Source organism: Pinirhizobacter sp. (assembly GCF_036499745.1).
GTDB lineage: Bacteria > Pseudomonadota > Gammaproteobacteria > Xanthomonadales > Rhodanobacteraceae > Pinirhizobacter.
Genome location: NZ_DASYDG010000056.1, coordinates 1 through 19394, shown reverse-complemented (window position 1 = coordinate 19394; position 19394 = coordinate 1). Strand labels below are relative to the sequence as shown.

General features: G+C 65.8%; 18 protein-coding genes. 14 read left to right on the top strand and 4 right to left on the bottom strand.

Annotated elements, in window-relative coordinates:
- Positions 1-11: 11 nt before the first annotated feature.
- Together VGM61_RS18085 and trxA are read right to left on the bottom strand one after the other, a co-directional pair.
- Entirely contained in the window at positions 12-470 is a 459-nt protein-coding gene (locus tag VGM61_RS18085; RefSeq protein ID WP_331524302.1) for a DUF4442 domain-containing protein, read from the bottom strand.
- Positions 470-1345 carry a thioredoxin gene (gene trxA, locus VGM61_RS18080; protein ID WP_331524301.1) on the bottom strand — a complete coding sequence of 292 codons (876 nt, stop codon included), beginning with the start codon at positions 1343-1345 and terminating at the stop codon, positions 470-472. The genes VGM61_RS18085 and trxA overlap by 1 nt, the downstream gene beginning before the upstream one ends.
- A gap of 179 nt (positions 1346-1524) precedes the next feature.
- Between trxA and VGM61_RS18075 the strand changes: the two genes are divergently transcribed.
- The 11 genes from VGM61_RS18075 (at position 1525) to VGM61_RS18025 (ending at position 11459) form a co-directional block, all read left to right on the top strand.
- Positions 1525-2136 (top strand): paraquat-inducible protein A, encoded by a 612-nt coding sequence (locus VGM61_RS18075; protein WP_331524300.1) that lies wholly within the window; start codon positions 1525-1527, stop codon positions 2134-2136.
- Positions 2133-2759, top strand: coding sequence for a paraquat-inducible protein A (locus VGM61_RS18070; RefSeq protein WP_331524299.1), 627 nt, complete (start codon positions 2133-2135; stop codon positions 2757-2759). Before VGM61_RS18075 ends, VGM61_RS18070 begins: the two co-directional genes overlap by 4 nt.
- Positions 2752-4428 (top strand): intermembrane transport protein PqiB, encoded by a 1677-nt coding sequence (locus VGM61_RS18065; protein ID WP_331524298.1) that lies wholly within the window; start codon positions 2752-2754, stop codon positions 4426-4428. Before VGM61_RS18070 ends, VGM61_RS18065 begins: the two co-directional genes overlap by 8 nt.
- Positions 4425-5030 carry a PqiC family protein gene (locus tag VGM61_RS18060; protein ID WP_331524297.1) on the top strand — a complete coding sequence of 202 codons (606 nt, stop codon included), beginning with the start codon at positions 4425-4427 and terminating at the stop codon, positions 5028-5030. Before VGM61_RS18065 ends, VGM61_RS18060 begins: the two co-directional genes overlap by 4 nt.
- Before the next feature lie 84 nt (positions 5031-5114).
- Positions 5115-7748: a leucine--tRNA ligase gene (gene leuS, locus VGM61_RS18055; protein ID WP_331524296.1), complete on the top strand. Its 2634-nt coding sequence runs from the start codon at positions 5115-5117 to the stop codon at positions 7746-7748.
- 5 nt (positions 7749-7753) lie between these two features.
- Entirely contained in the window at positions 7754-8296 is a 543-nt protein-coding gene (gene lptE, locus VGM61_RS18050) for an LPS assembly lipoprotein LptE (RefSeq protein ID WP_331524295.1), read from the top strand.
- Positions 8297-8303: 7 nt separating this feature from the next.
- Complete coding sequence (holA, locus tag VGM61_RS18045; RefSeq protein WP_331524294.1) at positions 8304-9314, top strand: DNA polymerase III subunit delta; 1011 nt, start codon at positions 8304-8306, stop codon at positions 9312-9314.
- 8 nt (positions 9315-9322) lie between these two features.
- On the top strand, positions 9323-9943 hold the full coding sequence (gene nadD / locus VGM61_RS18040) for a nicotinate-nucleotide adenylyltransferase (protein ID WP_331524292.1): 621 nt from the start codon (positions 9323-9325) through the stop codon (positions 9941-9943).
- Positions 9944-10057: 114 nt separating this feature from the next.
- On the top strand, positions 10058-10405 hold the full coding sequence (gene rsfS, locus VGM61_RS18035; protein WP_250625906.1) for a ribosome silencing factor: 348 nt from the start codon (positions 10058-10060) through the stop codon (positions 10403-10405).
- A gap of 12 nt (positions 10406-10417) precedes the next feature.
- The gene (gene rlmH, locus VGM61_RS18030) at positions 10418-10888 is read left to right on the top strand and encodes a 23S rRNA (pseudouridine(1915)-N(3))-methyltransferase RlmH (protein ID WP_331524291.1); all 471 of its coding nucleotides are present in this window, start codon (positions 10418-10420) and stop codon (positions 10886-10888) included.
- A gap of 1 nt (position 10889) precedes the next feature.
- A complete protein-coding gene (locus VGM61_RS18025) occupies positions 10890-11459 on the top strand; it encodes a Maf family protein (RefSeq protein WP_331524290.1) in 570 nt (189 codons plus the stop codon).
- Here VGM61_RS18025 and VGM61_RS18020 read toward each other — a convergent pair whose 3' ends face one another.
- Both VGM61_RS18020 and VGM61_RS18015 read right to left on the bottom strand, forming a co-directional pair.
- Entirely contained in the window at positions 11460-12842 is a 1383-nt protein-coding gene (locus VGM61_RS18020; RefSeq protein ID WP_331524289.1) for a sensor histidine kinase, read from the bottom strand. It lies immediately after the preceding gene.
- A complete protein-coding gene (locus VGM61_RS18015; RefSeq protein WP_331524287.1) occupies positions 12839-13504 on the bottom strand; it encodes a response regulator transcription factor in 666 nt (221 codons plus the stop codon). The genes VGM61_RS18020 and VGM61_RS18015 overlap by 4 nt, the downstream gene beginning before the upstream one ends.
- Before the next feature lie 109 nt (positions 13505-13613).
- Here VGM61_RS18015 and rng point away from each other — a divergent pair, with 109 nt between their 5' ends.
- The 3 genes from rng to VGM61_RS18000 form a co-directional block, all read left to right on the top strand.
- Positions 13614-15098 (top strand): ribonuclease G, encoded by a 1485-nt coding sequence (gene rng / locus VGM61_RS18010; RefSeq protein ID WP_331524286.1) that lies wholly within the window; start codon positions 13614-13616, stop codon positions 15096-15098.
- Between the two features lie 27 nt (positions 15099-15125).
- A complete protein-coding gene (locus VGM61_RS18005) occupies positions 15126-18968 on the top strand; it encodes a YhdP family protein (RefSeq protein ID WP_331524285.1) in 3843 nt (1280 codons plus the stop codon).
- Between the two features lie 108 nt (positions 18969-19076).
- On the top strand, positions 19077-19394 hold a 318-nt coding region (locus VGM61_RS18000; protein ID WP_331524284.1), incomplete at its 3' end, for a hypothetical protein.

The following is a 19394-nucleotide window of genomic DNA, read 5'->3' as shown; positions in this document are numbered from 1 at the left end:
GGCCGCGTCGCTTACGTGGGCCGCACCCTCGGCTTCTGCCGCACGTAAAGCTGCTTGCGTACCTTCGCCACCAGATCGCCCTGCGCGGTGGTGATGTCCACCTCGAACCAGCGGAGCACCTTGGCGCCGCTGGCAGCCGCGGCACGCAACTCATCCACGGCCTCGTCGGTCATCACGAAGTGGGCGTAGACGTCTTCCTTGCCCGGCGCGATGAATTCGATCTCGCCGGCCTTGTCCCACACATAGTAGTCGTCGCCCAGGCGATGCATGCCCATCAGCATGAAGAACGGGTCGGCCATGGCGAAGAGGTTGCCGCCGAACTGGGTGCGCACGAAGTTCTTGTTCCAGGGACGCAGCCGCAGGCGGACGCGAACTTCCGACCAGTCCCCGGCGATGTCGGTGACAGCGATGCTGTTGAAGAGGAAGGGCGGCCACAGGTTCATCAGCCGCCTGAAAGTGCCAGGTGTCATCAGAACAACAGGCTTGCCATCTTGCGGCGATAACGGCCCACGAGTTCGGCATCTTCCACGGTGGTGAAGGCGGCCAGCAGGCGTTTCTTCGCCGCGCCGTCATTCCAGTCACGCTGGGTCTTGAGCAGTTCCAGCCACTGGTCCATGCCGGCGGCGGGGTCGCCTTCGAGCAACAGGCGCACGCCGAGCTGGTCGCGCGCCTCGGCATCGGCCGGATCGGCCTCGATGCGGGCACGCAACTGCGCTGCCGATGGCGCGTCGGCGAGGGCTTTGGACAGCTCCAGTTCGCTGCGCAGCCGTACGGCGCGGGAGTCCACCGAAAGATTGGCGGGCAGGGCGTCCAGTTCCGCCGCGGCGGCATCGGTACGGCCGGCCTGCATCAGGGCCACGGCGAGGTCGAGCTTCAGGCCCGGAACGTCGGGCTGGGCGGCGATGGCCTGCTGCAGGCGGTTGATGGCGCCTTCGGGCGTTTCGGCCTCGACGTCGGCGGCCGGTTCGGCGACCTCACCTTCATCGGCGGCAAGCGGCTGCAGGTGGCGGCCGAGGAATTCCCGCAGCTCACCTTCGGGCAGGGCGCCGGCGAAGCCGTCGAGCACCTGGCCATCCTTGACCAGCATCACGGTGGGGATGCTGCGGATGCCGAACATGGCAGCGATCTGCTGCTCGGCGTCCACGTCCACCTTGGCCAGTGCGAAGGCGCCGTTGTATTCGGCGGCCAGCTTGTCCAGGAGCGGACTGAGCGCTTTGCAGGGCTCGCACCAGGTGGCCCAGAAATCCACCAGGATGGGCGTGGTCAGCGACGCCTTGATCACGGCGTCCTCGAAATTGGCCGTGGTGACATCGAAGACGTAGGTTTTCTCGCTGGCCTGGCTCACTGGAAACTCCGGAAAACGCTTGTGGAATGCCCGCATACGTCGGGCAAGCGGGCAAGGATATCAAGTGGCTTGCCTTTCCGGGGAGGGTTCAGGCAACCTCCCGCACCCTTCCTCGCGCCATCTCCACGTTAATTTGCGACCATAGGCGGGAAAAGGAAAGGCGACCCCAAGGACATGCAATGACACCCGGGCAACCGTTGATGGTCTGTGAGCACTGCGACGCGGTCTATCGGCGCCGTAACCTTGCGCGTCGCGAGGTCGCCCGTTGCATGCGTTGCGGGGCTATCCTGGAACGCCACCAGTGGCTGAGCCTGGACAAACAGTTCGCCTTGATCGTGGCCGCGGGCATCGTCTTCATCATCGCCAACGTCGAGCCGATCGTGCAGGTGAGCCTGGGCAGCAGCCATGCCACCACCACCCTGTGGGGCGCCGCCATTGCCATGTGGAACGATCAGTCGCAGGTAGTGGCGGTGCTGGCGGCCCTTACCCTGTTTTTCTTTCCCCTGACGCAGATCCTGATCTTCGGCTGGCTGCTGGCCTTCGCCCGGCATGGCGAGCGTGCGCCGGGATTCCGCCAGGCCATGGTGATGCTGCACTACGTGCGTCCCTGGAGCATGATCGAGGTGTTCATGCTTGGCAGCCTGGTGGCGGTGGTGAAGGCCTCCAGTTACTTCACGGTGGTGCCGGGCGCGGGGATCTGGTCATTCGGCGTACTTACCTTGATGATCACCGTCTTCGCCAGCCACGATCCCCGCCAGCTTTGGCACAAGACCGCAGGGAACGACGCATGACGGATGTTGTAACGGCCCGCGAACTGGGCGTGGTGGGATGCCATGTGTGTGGCCTGGTAAGCCGCGCCGAACACGTTCCGCCCGGCGCAACCTGCCCGCGATGCCATGTGCCGCTGCACCGGCGCAAGACCAACTCCCTGGCGCGCACGTGGGCGCTGTTGCTTGCCGCGGCCGTGTTGTACCTGCCGGCTAACCTGTTGCCGATCATGCGTACCGTGAGCCTGGGCGACGTCGACGACAATACGATCCTGACCGGCGTGATCGAATTGTGGCGCAACGGCTCGGCGGACCTGGCCATCATCGTGTTCGTGGCCAGCATCGTGGTGCCGATGACAAAGTTCATCGTGCTGGGCACCCTGCTGGTGTCGGCGCAAAGGAAAAGCGGTTGGGCGCTGAAGCAGCGCGCGCGCTTCTACCGGTTGGTGGAACTGGTGGGCTACTGGTCGATGCTCGATGTCTTCGTGGTGGCGCTGCTGTCGGCGCTGGTGCATTTCCAGGTATTGAGCCGGGTGGAGCCCAAGCCTGGCGTGATCTACTTCGGCCTGGTCGTCGTGCTGACGATGCTGGCCTCGATGAGCTTCGACCCCCGGCTGATCTGGGATCGCAAGGAAACCGATGACTGAGCCTGAACAACCGCGCGACGGGCGCGAGGACCTTCCCGAACCCGTGGTGCACAAGCGCCGCGTGGGCATATCGCTGATCTGGCTGGTGCCGCTGGTGGCGGCCATCGTCGGCGCTTCGTTGCTGGTGCACGGCTGGCTGGGGCAGGGCCCCAGCATCATCGTGACATTCCAGACCGCCGAGGGCCTTGAGGCCAACAAGACCCAGGTGAAGTACAAGAATGTGGTGATCGGTAAGGTCACGCAGATTGCGCTGAACCACGATCGCAGCCGGGTAAGGGTGAAGATCGACCTGGAAAAGAACGCCGAGAGTTTCGCCACGAAAGACACCCGCTTCTGGGTGGTCAGGCCACGCGTGGGCATCGGCGGCGTCTCGGGTGTCGATACCTTGTTCTCCGGTGCCTTCATCGGTGCCGACACCGGCGACTCCGCCGACGAACAGGATGAATTCAAGGGCCTGGAAACGCCACCACCGGTGCTGCACGGCCAGCCCGGCAAGCGCTTCACCCTGCACAGCGGCGACCTGGGTTCGCTGGATATCGGTTCACCGGTGTATTTCCGCCGGGTGCAGGTGGGCCACGTGGTGTCCCACGCGCTGGACGAGAGCGGCAAGGGCGTGAGCCTGCAGGTATTCATCGATGCGCCCAACGACAGGTACGTGTCGAAGTCCTCCCGCTTCTGGAACGCCAGCGGCGTGGATGTGTCCCTCGGGGCCGACGGCCTGAAACTCAACACGCAGTCCATCGCCACGGTGCTGGCCGGCGGCGTAGCTTTCCAGTCGCCCAACGGCCCGCATGACGACACCCCGGCAGAGGAGAACGCCAGCTTCAGCCTCTTCAACGATCAAAGCACGGCGATGGCGCCACCCGATGGTGAGCCGCGTTATATCCGCATGCGCTTTGACCATCCGGTGCGCGGCCTGCGTGCGGATTCGCCGGTGGAATTCCTCGGCGTCAACGTGGGCAAGGTGGTATCGGTAAACCTCGACTACGACGTCAAGACCCAACGCTTCCCGGTGATCGTGGGGGCAGTGGTGTACCCCGAACGCCTGGGCAAGGCCCATCAGAAGTTGATGGCGGCGGCGGTCGACAAGGGTGACACCGACTGGTCGCAGATGGTCGGCCGCCTGGTCGACCACGGCCTGCGAGCGCAGGCACGCAGCGCCAACCTGCTTACCGGGCAGCTGTACATTGCCATCGACTTCGATCCGAAGGCCAAGCCCGTCACCTTCGACCCGGCGGCCAAGCCGCTGGAACTGCCTACCACCTCCGGTGACTTCGACAAGATCCAGGAGCAGCTGGCCAGCATCGTCGACAAGGTCCAGAAGATCCCCTTCGACACCATTGGCAAGAACCTGGATGAAAGCCTGAAGCAGTTGTCCGGCACCTTGAAGCAGGTGAACGAGAACCTGGCGCCGGAGGCCACCAAGACCTTCAAGCAGGCGCAGCAGACGCTTGGCGCGGCCAACAATGCCTTGTCGGACGATTCCCCGCTCCAGCAGAACCTCGGCCAAACCCTGCAGGAACTGCAGCGCACCGCGCGTTCGCTGCGAGTGCTCACTGATTACCTGTCCCGCCATCCGGAGTCGTTGATCCGCGGCAAGGGCAAGGATGCGCCGCCGCCGGCTGCGCCGGCCACGTCCACGAACCCGTCGCAAGGGAGCAAGCCATGATTCGTCGGTTGCCGTTGTTAGCCATCGTGATGCTGGCCGGCTGCGCCTCGGCTCCCACGCAGTACCACACGCTCGTGCCGCGGGCCGTGGCGCCCACCGCGCCACCGGCAGCCTTTGTGGTGGAAATACTCCCGGTGAGCGTGCCGCCCCAGGTGGACCAGCCGCAACTGGTGCTGCGCTCGGGCGCCTCCGACGTGCAAGTACTGGAAAACCAGCGCTGGCTGGCGCCGTTGGGTGATGAAGTCCGGGGTGCGCTATCCGCGGATATCACCTCGGCGCTGAACACCCACGATATTTACGGCCTCGCCAGGCCGCCAGGGAGCATCGACATCCGTATCAAGGTCGACATCCGCCGCTTCGATTCCGAGCTCGGCGGCAGCGCCACCATCCAGGCCGGCTGGACACTGCGCAAGCTGGACGGTCCGGAAGGTGCGGGCCTTGCCTGCGCCACGCGGGTGAGCGAGCCTGCTGGCGGCGATTACGCCAGCCTGGTGCAGGCGCACCAGCAGGCCTTGGGCAGGCTCTCAGGCGTCATTGCCCAGGCGGCGCGCGCACTGGCCACGGGTTCGGCGACCGGCTGCCCCATGGTGGAAGGGGGCTGAAAAGCGCCCTGGCCATGGCGAAGCAGGCCGGGCTTGGGCTAACCTGTCGCGTTGACCCACCCCGCTTTACCGGTACGGATATCCATGCAGCACGACACTGACCAGGCGCCCCGCGAAGCGGCAAGCTATCACCCGGCCGCCGTGGAAGAAGGCGCGCAACGCTTCTGGAACGAGCAGCGCGCCTACGAGGTGAAGGAAGACCCTTCCCGCGAGAAATATTATTGCCTTTCCATGCTGCCGTACCCATCCGGTGCGCTGCACATGGGTCACGTGCGCAACTACACCATCTCCGACGTGATCAGCCGCTACCAGCGCATGCTGGGCAAGAACGTGCTGCAGCCGATGGGCTGGGACGCCTTCGGTCTTCCCGCCGAAAACGCCGCCATCAAGAACAAGACGGCACCGGCGAAGTGGACGTACCAGAACATCGACCACATGCGCGAGCAGTTGAAGCGCCTGGGCTTCGCCTACGACTGGACCCGCGAATTCGCCACCTGCGATCCGGACTACTACCGCTGGGAACAGTTGATGTTCACCCGGTTGATGAAGAAGGGCATTGCCTATCGCCGCAACGCGGTGGTGAACTGGGATCCGGTCGACCACACGGTGCTGGCCAACGAGCAGGTGATCGACGGCCGCGGCTGGCGTTCGGGCGCACTGGTGGAAAAGCGCGAGATTCCGCAGTGGTTCCTGCGCATCACCGACTACGCACAGCAGTTGCTCGATGGCCTGGATACCTTGCCCGGCTGGCCGGACGCGGTGAAGACCATGCAGCGCAACTGGATCGGCCGCAGCGAGGGCCTGGATATCCAGTTCCCGGTGCCGGGCGAAGCGGAGCCGCTCACCGTGTTCACCACCCGCCCCGATACGCTGATGGGCGCGACCTTCGTTTCCATCGCCGGCGAGCACCCTCTCGCGCAGAAGGCCGCGCAGTCGAACCCTGTTCTTGCCGCATTCCTGGCGGACATGCGCCAGGGCGGCGTGTCCGAGGCGGAGCTTGAAACCCAGGAAAAGCGCGGCATGGATACCGGCGTAAAGGCCGTACATCCGGTAACGGGCGATGAAATACCCGTTTGGGTGGCCAACTTCGTGCTGATGGGCTACGGCACCGGTGCCGTGATGGCGGTGCCAGGCCACGACGAGCGCGATTTTGAATTCGCCAACAAGTACGGCCTGCCGATCCGCCAGGTGATCGCGGTAGAAGGGGAAACCTTCGATCCGAAGCAATGGCATGACTGGTACAGCGATAAAACGCGCAGCGACATGCGCGTGGTGAACTCCGGCGATCTGGACGGCAAGACCAACCGCGAAGCATTCGAATTCCTTGCCGCCAGGCTCGAAGCCTCGCACCTGGGCCAGCGCCGCGTGAACTGGCGCCTGCGCGACTGGGGCGTGAGCCGCCAGCGCTACTGGGGCTGCCCGATCCCTGTGATCCACTGTCCCGCGTGCGGCGATGTACCCGTGCCCGAAGACCAGCTGCCCGTGGTATTGCCCCAGGATGTCGCCTTCAGCGGCGTGGTGTCGCCGATCAAGGCCGACCCGGAATGGCGCAAAACCACGTGCCCAGCCTGCGGCGGCCCGGCCGAGCGCGAAACCGATACCTTCGATACCTTCATGGAATCGAGTTGGTACGTGGCGCGCTATACCAGCCCCGGTGCTCAAGCCATGGTGGATGACCGCGTCAATTACTGGATGCCGGCCGATCAATACGTCGGTGGTATCGAGCACGCGATCCTGCATCTTCTGTATTTCCGCTTCTATCACCGCCTCATGCGCGATGAGGGCATGGTCAAGAGTGATGAGCCGGTGACCAACCTGCTCACGCAGGGCATGGTGGTGGCCGAAACCTTCTGTCGCGACGAAGCCAACGGCGGCAAGCACTGGTACAACCCGATCGACGTCGACGTTCTGCGCGACGAGCGCGGCCGCATCACCGGCGCAACCCTGCGCGAAGACGGCGCGCCGGTACACATCGGCGGTATCGAGAAGATGTCCAAGTCGAAGAACAACGGCGTGGATCCGCAATCGATGGTGGGCAAGTACGGCGCCGACACCGTGCGCCTGTTCTCGATGTTCGCAGCGCCCCCGGACCAGTCGCTGGAATGGAACGAGGCCGGCGTGGAAGGCATGAGCCGCTTCCTGCGCCGCTTGTGGCGCGAAATGCAGGCCCATGCCGATGTCGGCGACGCGCCCGCGCTTGATGTTGCCGCGCTCGACGGCGCGCAGAAAACCATGCGCCGGCAGCTTCACGAGACCATCGCCAAGGTCGGCGACGACATTGGCCGCCGGCAATCGTTCAATACGGCCATCGCCGCGCTGATGGAACTGATGAACGCCCTGGCCAAATTCGACGACTCGACACCGCAGGGCCGCGCCGTGCGCCAGGAAACGCTCACCGCCGTGGTGCTTCTGATCAACCCGTTCACCCCGCATGCCAGCCATGCCCTGTGGCAGCTGCTGGGTCACGCGGAAACCCTGCTGGAAGACCAAACCTGGCCGGTGGCCGACCCGGCCGCCATGGTCCGCGACTCGCTGACCCTGGCCGTACAGGTCAATGGCAAGCTTCGCGGTACCATCGAAGTGCCGGCGGCGGCTTCGAAGGAAGACGCCGAGGCCGCGGCGAAGGCCGACCCGGCCGTGGCCAAACAGCTCGAGGGGCTCACCATCCGCAAGGTGATCGTGGTCCCGGGCAAGATCGTCAACATCGTCGCAGGATGATTTCCATGCCCCGCATGCTCCGCCTCCCGCTGTTGCTCGTCGCCCTGGCCGCCCTGTCGGCCTGCGGTTTTCATCTGCGCCGAAGTGCGGCGTTGCCCGAATCGATGAAGCAGGTGCACCTGACGGTAAACGGTGGTGGCAAGCTGGAACGCAGCTTGAGCCGCGCCCTGGAACTGGCCGGCTCCACCGTGCTCGATCACGGCGGCACCGGCATCGCGGAACTGAAGGTGCCCACGGCCGCCTTCAGCACACAGACGCTCACCGTCGGCGGCTCGGCCCGTGTCACTGAATATTCAGTGCGCTACCACGTCGACTTCAGCCTTTCCGATGGCCAGGGCAACGTGGTGATCCCGCAGCGGGGCATCGATATGTCGCGCGACTTCAGCTACGACGCGCTCAATACCATCGGTACGGCTGCGCAGACCGAACAGCTGCAGAACAGCCTGGTGGACGACATGGTGCAGTCGATGCTGTTCCGCCTGGAAGCCGCGGCGAAACACCCGGAGGTGATCCAGCCGGCCACCACGCCGGCACCCAAGGCCGACTGACGCCACCATGCCGCTCAGCCCGGGCCAGTGGCAAAAGCAGCTAGCGAGCAGCGAGCTGGCTCCGGTGTACCTGCTGGCCGGCGAGGAACTGCTGGTACTCGAGGCCGCCGACGCCCTGCGAGCCCAGGCCCGGCGCCTGGGGTATGACGAGCGCGAGGTGCTGGAAGCCGACGCGCGTTTCGATTGGGACGACCTGGCCCGGGCCGGCGCCGGCATGTCGCTGTTTGCCACGCGCCGTTTGATCGACCTGCGGCTTCCCAGCGGTCGTGCCGGCAAAGAAGGCGGGGCGGCGATCACCGCCTTTTGCGCTGCGCCGCCGGCCGATACCACCTTGCTGGTCACCGCCACCGAATGGAGCAGCAAGCATGAAAGCGCCTGGAGCAAGGCGATGGATGCTGCCGGCGTGCAGGTGGTGTTCAATGCGCCGCGGCCGAACGAGTGGGCCTCCTGGATCGGCGCACGCCTGGCCTCGCGAGGGGTAAAGGCCACACCAGGCGCCGCGGCTGTGCTGGCCGAACGGGTGGAAGGCAACCTGCTGGCCGCCGCCCAGGAAATCGACAAGCTGGTGGTGCTGGCAGGTGACGCACGCGTGGACGAAGCCGCGATGGAAGGCTACGTGGCCGACAGTGCCCGTTTTGACGCCTTCAAGCTTACCGACGCCGCCTTTGCCGGTGACGGTGGCCGCGCCTTGCGCATCCTGGCGGGCCTCAAAGCCGAAGGCGAAGACCTCATCCCCCTGATGGGCTGGCTGGTGAACCAGTTGCAGCTGGCCATGCGCCTGGCCAACGCCCGCGACTTCGCCTCGCAGGCGAAAGCCGAGCGCCTTTGGCAAGCCCGCGAACAGCTTTTCCGTCAGGCCTTGCGCCGCGCCCCGCGCGAACACTGGCTGGCGTGCCTGGCCCGTGCCGCCGCCATCGACCGCATGGCCAAGGGTCGCGAGCAGGGCGATCCGTGGCGTGCCGCCGAGCGACTGGTGGCGGCGATCGCCGAGCCGCGCGCAGCGGCGGCCCTGGCCTGAGCCTGCCGATGCGACCGCTGGCGATCCTGGGCGGCACCTTTGATCCGGTCCACCTGGGGCACCTCTGCGTGGCCTGGGAAGCGGCCGAGGCGCTCGACGCGGAGATCGCGCTGGTGCCGGCACACGTGCCGCCCCACCGCCCTCCGCCGCGCGCAACGGCGGCGGAGCGGGTGGCCCTGCTCGCCGCGGCGCTTGCCGGCCAGGACGTACTGCGCCTCGATACGCGCGAACTGGAGCGGGACGGCCCGTCCTATTCGGTGGACACGCTTACCGAGATCCGTAGCGAAATCGGTCCGGACCGGCCCCTGGTGCTGCTGGTGGGCGCCGATGCCTTCGCCGGCCTGCCGCGCTGGAGCCGTTGGCGTGAAATCTTCGGCCTGGCCCACGTCGGCGTGCTTACCCGGCCGGGCGAACATCCGGTGCTCGAAGACGAGCTGGCCGACGAAATCGCGCCCAGGCGCACGCGAATGCTGGCCGGGCCGGCGGGGCAGGTGATCCCCATCGAGGTGACCGCGCTGGACATCTCGGCCACTGCCATCCGTGACCAGCTATCGGCCGGGCGCATGCCGCGTTACCTCTTGCCGGCCGGGGTGATGGACCGGCCCGGCCTGCTGGCGCCCTACATGTAAAGCCTTATAGGCCTTTCGCCGGCGCCGCTCGCCGGGGCTATAATCGGCCCACCTACCCCGAGGTCCGCCCTTTTGAGCCAAAAGTCCAACCGCAAACCGTCCGACGCCCCCAACATCAACGAGACCCTGCGCAAGCGAGTGATCGATGCGCTAGAGGAACTGAAGGCCAAGGACGTCCGCGAGCTGGACGTGCGGGGCAAAACCTCGATCGCCGATACCCTGGTGATTGCCTCGGGCACCTCCGCCCGGCACGTCAAATCCATCGCCGACGAAGTAATCAAGTTCGCCAAGGAGGCGGGCGTGATGCCGCTGGGCGTGGAAGGCCAGGTCGAAGCCGAATGGGTCCTGGTGGACCTGGGCGACATCATCGTCCACATCATGTTGCCGCGTATCCGCGAGTTCTACGGCCTTGAGCGGCTGTGGACGCTTGGCGACGATGGCGCTGAAGCTGCCAACGACTAACGCGGTCCACTGATGCGGGCGCGTCTGATCGCCGTTGGCGAACGCATGCCCGCATGGGTGGCCGAAGGTTTCGGTGAGTACCGCAAGCGCCTGGCACACGACCTCCCACTGGAGCTCGTCGAGCTGAAACCTGGCTTGCGTGGCAAGGGACGCGACGATGCCCGCGCGATGGCCGACGAAGGCGTGGCCATCCTGGCCGCGCTGCCGCGTGATACCCACGTTGTGGCCCTGGACGGACGCGGCAAGACGTGGTCGAGCGAAGAGCTCGCAGCGCAACTGGCCTCATGGCGCATGTCCGGGCGCGATCTCGCCTTCCTGATCGGCGGCCCCGATGGCCACGCAGCCGAGGTGCTGGCCCGCGCCGACCAGCGCTGGTCGCTCGGTCCGCTTACCCTTCCACACATGCTCGTGCGCCTTGTGCTGGCCGAGCAACTGTACCGTGCCACGACTCTGTTGGCCGGCCATCCCTACCACCGGGCCTGACATGCTCTACCTTGCATCGCAATCGCCGCGCCGCCGGCAGCTACTGGCACAGATCGGCTTCGATTTCGAACCGTTGGACCTGGATATCCCCGAAGCCCGTGCGCTACACGAAACACCGCTGGGGTACGTTACGCGCGTATCGGGCGAGAAAGCCGTGGCCGGTCGTGGCAAGGTGTCGTCGATGGACTTCGTGCTGGCTGCCGATACCGAAGTGGTGCTGGATGACGAAGTCTTCGGCAAGCCGGTCGACGACGATGACGCCGCCGGCATGCTGGGGCGCCTGTCCGGCCGCACGCACGAGGTGATCTCCACCGTATGGCTGGTGGGGCCGGAATTCGCCCGCTCGGTAACATCGACCTCGCAGGTGCGCATGATGGCGCTCGATGGCGACACCATCGCCGGCTATCTTGCTACCGGTGAGCATCGCGGCAAGGCCGGTGCCTATGCCATCCAGGGCCACGCCGGTGCCTTCATCGAACATCTCTCCGGCAGCTTCACCGGCGTCATGGGATTGCCGTTGCACGAAACGTATCTGCTGCTGCACGCCGCCGGCATCCGCCGCGCGGCGTAGCTAGCGCACCCGGGCATGCAAGCGGTGCGCTTCGTCCAGTTCGAAGCTTAAATTCCGGCCCAGTGCGTGCGCGGCCGCAGCCGCCAGGGACACTCCGAGGCCTGCATGCCCCGCCTCGCCGGTGCGTTTGCGCCAGAAGCGGTGGCCGAGCTGGCCGATGTCGGCCTGGCTGAGCTCGGGCGCATCGTTGGCCACGTCCATCGCTGCGCCCTGGCGGGACAGCAACACGCGGCTGCCTTCCGGCGCGTGGCTTACCGCGTTGGCGATCAGGTTGCCCATCAGCATGTCCAGCAAGGCCGGGTCGGTGATCATCGTGTCGCCCGGTTCGAAACCTTCAATGTCCAGTGCCAGCCTGCGACGGTCGATGGTGGCCTCGTGCAAGGCCAGCGTGCGCGCCAGCCATGCACCGACGTCCAACGGCTCGCGGCGCGCCGGCTCGAAGCCGGCCTCCAGCCGGGTCAGTTCCAGTAGGGCGGTGACCGTGGCCTCGAGCTCCGCGCCGATCGCGCCGACTTCGGCCATGACCTCCCGCGGACTTCTTTCGCTGGGAAAGCGCATCTCCACGTCTACCAGGCTGCGCAGCTCTGCCAGGCGGGTGCGTGTCTCATGGGCCAGCCCGCTGGCGAACTGCCGTTCGCGGGCGAGCACCTCGTCCATCCGGACCAGCACTTCGTTGAAGCGGACCACCAGGGGCTCCAGTTCCATCACGCCGGCTTCGGGCAGGCGGCTGGCCGGCGCCTGCGGCCCAATGCCGCGCATCCGCTCGGCCAGCGAGCGCACGGGGGCGAGCCGCCGCCGCACCAGCCACGGCACCACCAGCAGCACGGCCAGGGACGCGACCACCGGCCCCAGGGCCAGGATCCAGTCCATGGTCAACAGGAGCTGGTCAATGTCTTGCCGGGGACGGCTGACCAGCAGCCTGCAGGCCCGGACGGCTTGCGACATGGCGTCCGGACGCACCCCGCGGTTCTCCCGGGCCGGGGCGTTGAAACGGAACATCACTGTCTGCGTGCCGTCGGCGGCGTCCAGTTCGTCGAATCGCGGCGTGGTGGTGGCCTGCTCAGGCCATCCCGGTGGCGCCGGTGGCGCCGGTTCGCTGCGCGTGGGGGCAAGTCCCTCACAGCGCAGCTCATAGGAAATGGGCGCATCGCCGCCCAGCAGTGACGGTTGGGTGCCGCCGGAATACGCCACCAGACCGCCTTCCTCGACCTCCACTACCGTCGTCAACGCCCGGGCCTGGGTCAGCAGCGAGTCGCGGAAGCGCGCTTCGAGCTCACCATCGACCCGCTGATCCATGAACAGGGCCACCGCGCCCATGGCCAGCAATACCGCCAGCGCCAGCGGCACGGTCAGTCGCCATGCCAGTGACGCGGGCCTCTTCACGGAATGATGTACCCGGCGCCGCGGCGGGTTTCGATCAAGGCGGGAAGGCCTGACTCGGCGAGCTTGCGGCGCAGGCCAAATATCATCACCTCCACGCTGCGGTCGGATGCGCCGGTGTCGCTGCCGGCGGTGCGCTCGAGGATCTCCACCCGGCTGAAGGCGCGTCCGCGGTGCCGCAGCAGCAGTGAGAGGATGCCGAACTCGCGCGGGGTCAGGGCCAGCACCTGGCCGTCGACACGGGCTTCACGGGCCCGCGGATCGACGCTGAGCCCCTCCAGGGTCAGCGTGGCTGGCTGGGCCTCGCGGGGACGCCGGGCCAGCGCATGCAGGCGGGCCAGCAGTTCATCGAAGGAAAATGGCTTCACCAGATAGTCATCGGCGCCGGCGTCCAGGGCCTGGATGCGGTCGCCCACGGTGTCGCGGGCGGACAGGACGATCACTCCCGGCCGCTGGCCGCTCCGGGGCAGCTCCCTGAGCACGCCCAGGCCATCCAGGCGAGGCAGCATGAGGTCCAGCACGATGAGTTCATATTCGTAGGCGGCAAGGAACGACAACGCCTCCACGCCGTCCGCGGCGATGTCCACGGTGAACCCGGCGGACGCCAGGCCCCGCGACAAGGTGCCGCGCAGGCGGTCTGAATCCTCGACCAGAAGAAGTTTCATGGGCGCCGACAATAACCGATGTGCGTCCTTTCGCAGCACAGGCTGGATTACTGCATCGACAGGTTCTTGATCCAGCAGCTATAAAGATGGATCAAAGAAGGATCCAGCGGTGAGTGAAGAAATCCTGATCAACGTCACCCCCCGCGAAACCCGCGTGGCCGTGGTCGAAAACGGCATGCTGCAGGAGGTCCACGTCGAACGCGCCCTCAAGCGCGGCTATGTGGGCAACGTGTACAAGGGCCGGGTGCAACGGGTCATGCCGGGCATGCAAGCGGTGTTCGTGGAGATCGGCCTGGACCGGGCCGCATTCCTGCACGCCTCGGACATCGTACGGCCGCCACCGCCCGGTGGCGAAGGCGAAGCCGCCGGCAATGGCAACGGCGGTTCCACGCCCAGCATCAGCGAGCTGGTGCACGAGGGGCAGGAGATCGTGGTCCAGGTGGTCAAGGATCCGATCGGCACCAAGGGCGCGCGCCTGTCCACGCACCTTTCCATTCCCTCGCGCTACCTGGTGCTGCTGCCGCAGGCCCGTACCCTGGGCGTGTCGGTGCGCATCGAGGATGAATCCGAACGCCAGCGCCTGAAGGATGTCCTTACTCCCCTGCTGGGGGAAAAACCGCTCGGCTACATCGTGCGCACCAACGCGGAGGGTCAATCGGAAGAATCGCTTGCTTTCGATGTCACCTACCTTGGCAAGGTCTGGCGTGTGGTGCAGGAAAACATCCTCAAGGCCAAGGTTGGCGAGCGCGTCTACGAGGAACTCTCCCTGCCGCTTCGCGCATTGCGCGATTCACTCAACGACGGCATCGAGAAAGTGCGGGTGGATTCGCGCGAGACCTTCGAGAAAGTCGCAAGGTTCGTGCACAAGTTCATGCCGGTGCTCGACGACCGCATCGAGCACTACGCCGGTGAAAGGCCCATCTTCGACCTCTATGGCGTCGAGGATGAAATCCAGCGCGCCCTGCGCAAGGAGGTGCCGCTCAAATCCGGTGGGTACCTGATCGTCGACCAGACCGAGGCGATGACCACCGTCGACGTCAACACCGGTGGGTATGTCGGCAGCCGCAACCTGGAAGAAACCGTCTACCGTACGAATCTTGAGGCCGCGCAGGCGGCCTCGCGGCAGCTGCGGCTGCGCAACCTCGGCGGCATCATCATCATCGACTTCATCGACATGATCGATGAGGAACACAAGCGCCAGGTGCTGCGCATGCTCGAGAAAGGCCTCGCCCGCGACCACGCCAAGACCACCGTGTACCCCATGTCGGCGCTGGGACTGGTGGAAATGACCCGCAAGCGCACCACCGAAAGCCTCGAACGCCAACTGTGCGAAGCGTGCCCTACCTGCAGCGGCAGGGGCACGCTGAAGACGGCCGAAACCGTTACCTATGAAATTTTCCGGGAAATTACCCGGGCCGTTCGCCAGTTCAACGCTGAAAAGCTGCTGGTGATGGCCAGCCCCAAGGTGGTGGGCCGGATCCTCGAGGAAGAGTCCGCCGCGGTGGCCGAACTGGAGGAGTTCATCTCCAAAAGCATACGCTTCCAGGCCGAAGAGCATTATTCCCAGGAACAGTTCGATGTGGTTCTACTCTGATCGACCGCGCCCCGTGGCGTGCCGTCGGTGACACACCCCTGGCAGCATCGCTGGCGGCAGCTGCGCTTCGCCTTCATCGGGATTGTCGCCGGTGTATTGATCCTTGCCGCCGCGGCGATGGCATTAGGGCAATTGTTGCTGCCGCTGGCTGCGCGGTATCCCGAACGCGTGGCGACGATCCTTAGCGAGAGGCTGCACCGGCAGATCCGCTTTGCAAGCCTGGAAGGGCATTGGCAGCCATCCGGGCCGGTGCTGCTGGCACATCAGGTCACCTTGCAGGGCGCCGATGGCGCCCCACCGCTGATCTTGCCGTCCGCTGAATTCAAGCTCGACTTCGGTGCGCTGTTCATGCATTCGCGCAACTGGCTGAACCTGCGGTTGGGCGGCGTGCGCCTGCAGTTGCGTCGTGACACCGCGGGCGTGTGGCATGTCGACGGTTTCGGCGCCGGCGGTGGACGGCAGGCTTCGCTGGGTAATTTCTCGGCCGACCTGTGGGTAAGTGATTTCGGCCTGTCGTTGCTCGATGAAACTACCGGCCATCGTTTTGAATTGCGCAGTCCGCAGGCGCACCTGCGCAAGCGTGGCGGCAGCCTGCATTTCGCCGGCGACCTGATGCGCGTGGGTAGCCCCGGCCGCTTGCATGCGGTGGGCCTGTTCGCCGACGACGGCAGCTTCGGGCGAGTCTACGCGCGTGGCGACAACGTCGACCTCAAGGCCATGGTCGGCGACCTGGACATCGATGGCTACGGCGTCAGCGCAGGCACCGGCAGTTTCCAGGCCTGGAACGACTGGCGCCACGGCGTGGTGGTGCGCAGCGTTGCGCGCCTGGACCTGGCCAACCTTGCCATGCATGGGCCTACCCAGGCGGTGACCACCAGCGGACTGCACGGCCTTGTCGATTTCCAGCGCCGCACCGATGGCGATCATGTGCTTTGGGCTGCCGACGACAAGGGCGTGCTGGCGCTCACCATCGGCGTGCACGGCAATCTTGATGTGGCAGCCCACGAGGTGGATCTTGCGCCGCTGCTGCCCTGGGCCGCCTTGTTGCCTTCCACCCCGCCTGGCGTGGCGGCGTGGCTGGCCAGGGGCCGGCCACGAGGCAAACTCATCACCGCCACCGCGCATTGGGGCGACGACGTCGACGCGCGCTCGGTGGCCGCCAGCTTCCACGGCCTTGGCATCGATGCGGTGGGCAATCTTCCCGGCATCGACCGCCTCGATGGCGACGTACGCGGCGATGGCAGCGCGATGGCGTTGCAGCTGCCGAGCCAGGCGGTCACGCTTTCTTTTCCCAACGCCTTTCGCAAGCCCTTCGTGATGTCGGCCATCGATGGCGACATCGCTGCCTGGCATGACGACGGCAACTGGCACCTGGGCGTGGATACGCTCGATTTCACCGGCGAGCAGTTCTCGGGGCAGGCGCGAGGCGAGATTCTTTTCCCCGATGCCGGCGGCCGGCCGTTCCTGGATATCTACGCAAGCATCACAGGTGGGCAGGTTCTCGCCGCCAAGCTGTTCTGGCCCTACCGGTCGATGCCCGAAGGCACCATCCGCTGGCTCGACCGCGCGTTGGTCTCAGGCCACATTGAATCGGCCGCGGCGCTGGTGCGGGGGAGTCTGGCCGACTGGCCCTTCAAAGGGAATGAAGGTCGTTTCGAGGGCCGCGCCGTGCTTCGCGACCTCAACCTCAACTACAGCGACAGCTGGCCTGCAGCCGAACACGTCAACGCCGTGGCGAGCTTCGTCGACAACGGCATGCAGGTGGATGTGACATCCGGCCAGGCACGCCAGGTGCGTACGGAGAAGGCGCAGGCCACCATCGCCGACTTCGCCGATTCGGTGCTCGATCTGAGCGCTTCCGGAAGCAGTTCAGCGGCATCGTTACTGGATTTCGTCCGCAACAGTCCGGTGGGACGCAATAGCGCCGACACACTGGACAAGCTCAAGCTCGGCGGCGACGCCAGTTTCGGTTTCCGTCTGTTGATGCCGCTGAAGAAAGGCGAGGATTTCAACCTGCAGGGCACCGCCGCGCTCAAGGGCGCCGACCTCGTGGCCGATGCCTGGGGATTCAGGCTCGGCAAACTCACCGGCCCCCTCGTCTTCGACGGCAAGGGCATGAAGGCCGGTCCACTGCAGACGACCTACCGCGACCGCCCGGCCACCCTTACCCTGGGCGTGGCCGATGGCACGAACGATCCGGACAAGATCTTCAACGCACGCCTGCAAGGTGATTTTTCCGTCACCGAACTCGTCGCCGGTTACGACAACATCAAGTGGCTCGGCGACCTGGCCAATGGTCGCGCCAGCTTCAACGTCGGCTTCGATGTGTCGCGGGCAGGCAACGACAAGACCACGCAGGCACTACACGTAAGCTCGGACCTTCGCGGCATCGAGCTGAAGCTGCCGGCACCTGCGAAGAAGAAGGCCGACACGGCGTTGCCGATCAGCGTGGACCTGCGCCTGCCGACCGACGGCGCTGAACTCCAACTGGCGTTGGGTGATGCGGTGCGCGCACGCATGCGCCTTGGTGCGGACAAGGGTCCGCCGTTCGCCGCCACCTTCAACCTGGGCACCACCATGCCCACCACGCTGCCGGGCAGGGGCATGCGCTTTACCGGCCACGGCGACGTGGTGGATGTTTCCGGATGGGTGCAATATGCCACCGGCTTCAGCGGTGGCGGTCAGGGCCCAGGGCTGGATGGCATCGACGTCAACGCCGATCACGCGCTGGTATTCGGCCAGGACTTCGGTCAGATGCACCTGGTGGCTACTCCCGGCACCGATGCGCTGAAGATCACCGTGGACAGCCCGAACCTCGCCGGCAGCTTCGACGTGCCATCGAGCGACCTCACCCGTCGCGGCGTGACCGCACGCCTGCCGCGCGTCTACTGGCCACGCGACGATACCGCTACCGCCAGGGGCAAGTCCGGGGCCAAGGCACCCGCGCCATCGGTAGCGTCACCAGCCGACGCTTCAGGCGCTACAGCGGCCGCGCCGCCGGTGCCCAAGCCCGTCGAGCCCGGCATCGCGCCCGCCAGCGTGCCGCCGCTGCATCTTTTTATCGGTGACCTGCGGCTGGGCGATGCCAAGCTCGGCGAAGCCCGCCTGGAAACCTGGCCCACCGACAAAGGCATGCACATCGACCAGTTGCGCAGCCAGTCGAACAGCATCCAGGTCACCGCCAGCGGCGATTGGGATGGCAACGCCACGGCCAGCCGCACGCACCTGGCGATGGATTTCGCCGCCGAGAATCTTGGCGGCATGCTCGACGCCCTGGGTTTCGGCGGCCTGTTCGAAGGCGGACGCACCCAGGCGCGGCTCGACGCCAGCTGGGACGGTGGCCCGTCGGCGCTGACGCTTGCCAACATGAACGGCCAACTCCGGGTGAACGTGGCCAAGGGGCGAATACCCGAGGTGCAGCCGGGTGTGGGACGTCTGTTCGGTCTGGTGTCGCTGTCGGAGCTTCCGCGGCGGCTGTCGCTGGATTTCGGTGACGTGCTAGGTAAAGGCCTGTCGTTCGATTCGATAAAGGGCGATTTCAACCTGGCCGATGGCAACGCCTCCACCAACAACCTGCAGATTCGTGGCCCGGCCGCGGATATCACCATCACCGGCCGTACCGGACTGCGTACTCGAGACTATGACCAGCAGGTGCTGGTAGTACCCCATCTGGGGAACAGCCTGCCGGTGGTAGGTGCCCTGGCTGCCGGACCGGTCGGGGCGGCGGCAGGCTTCGCCGTGCAGGGATTGCTTGGGCGTGGCCTGAACAAGGCCTCAGGCAAGCGTTACACGGTGAAGGGCGGTTGGGACAAGCCGGTTTTCACTCCGATGGACAAGAACGAAAACGGCCCGTCGAAGACCTACGAATAATTACGACTTGCAGGCCTACAAAGCCTCATGGCAGCTTAGGTCCCTTAGGGCCTTCGCTGGGATTCTTGGAAGATTTCTCCGACAGTGGCCGTCAGCCGGAAAGGCAGCATGTATTCCAGGAAGGAAATCGTCAGCCTAGGTATTGCCACGGGATTCTGCCTGGCCTGGGTGTTGGTGCTCTTTGGCGGCCTCGTGGCCACGGGTGACATGTCTCCGCGCGGGCTTCTTGCCGAATTCGGGCAGGGACCGGTGCTAGGTGCGTGTATCTCGGTAGTGGTCATGCTGGCCGGCCTGCTGGTGGTGTACCTGCATGCACTGGTCTACGACGCGGCCGTGAGCGACGAGCGCAAGCGCTTGTGGGCGGTGTTGCTGGTGGTGGCCCATGTGTTCGCGATGGCGGCCTTCTGGACCATCCACATGTACGTG

Coding starts and splice junctions, on each gene's coding strand:
- VGM61_RS18085 (WP_331524302.1), bottom strand. CDS start 470: ATGACACCTGGCACTTTCAGGCGGCTGATGAACCTGTGGCCGCCCTTC.
- VGM61_RS18075 (WP_331524300.1), top strand. CDS start 1,525: ATGACACCCGGGCAACCGTTGATGGTCTGTGAGCACTGCGACGCGGTC.
- VGM61_RS18070 (WP_331524299.1), top strand. CDS start 2,133: ATGACGGATGTTGTAACGGCCCGCGAACTGGGCGTGGTGGGATGCCAT.
- VGM61_RS18065 (WP_331524298.1), top strand. CDS start 2,752: ATGACTGAGCCTGAACAACCGCGCGACGGGCGCGAGGACCTTCCCGAA.
- VGM61_RS18060 (WP_331524297.1), top strand. CDS start 4,425: ATGATTCGTCGGTTGCCGTTGTTAGCCATCGTGATGCTGGCCGGCTGC.
- leuS (WP_331524296.1), top strand. CDS start 5,115: ATGCAGCACGACACTGACCAGGCGCCCCGCGAAGCGGCAAGCTATCAC.
- lptE (WP_331524295.1), top strand. CDS start 7,754: ATGCCCCGCATGCTCCGCCTCCCGCTGTTGCTCGTCGCCCTGGCCGCC.
- holA (WP_331524294.1), top strand. CDS start 8,304: ATGCCGCTCAGCCCGGGCCAGTGGCAAAAGCAGCTAGCGAGCAGCGAG.
- nadD (WP_331524292.1), top strand. CDS start 9,323: ATGCGACCGCTGGCGATCCTGGGCGGCACCTTTGATCCGGTCCACCTG.
- rlmH (WP_331524291.1), top strand. CDS start 10,418: ATGCGGGCGCGTCTGATCGCCGTTGGCGAACGCATGCCCGCATGGGTG.
- VGM61_RS18025 (WP_331524290.1), top strand. CDS start 10,890: ATGCTCTACCTTGCATCGCAATCGCCGCGCCGCCGGCAGCTACTGGCA.
- VGM61_RS18015 (WP_331524287.1), bottom strand. CDS start 13,504: ATGAAACTTCTTCTGGTCGAGGATTCAGACCGCCTGCGCGGCACCTTG.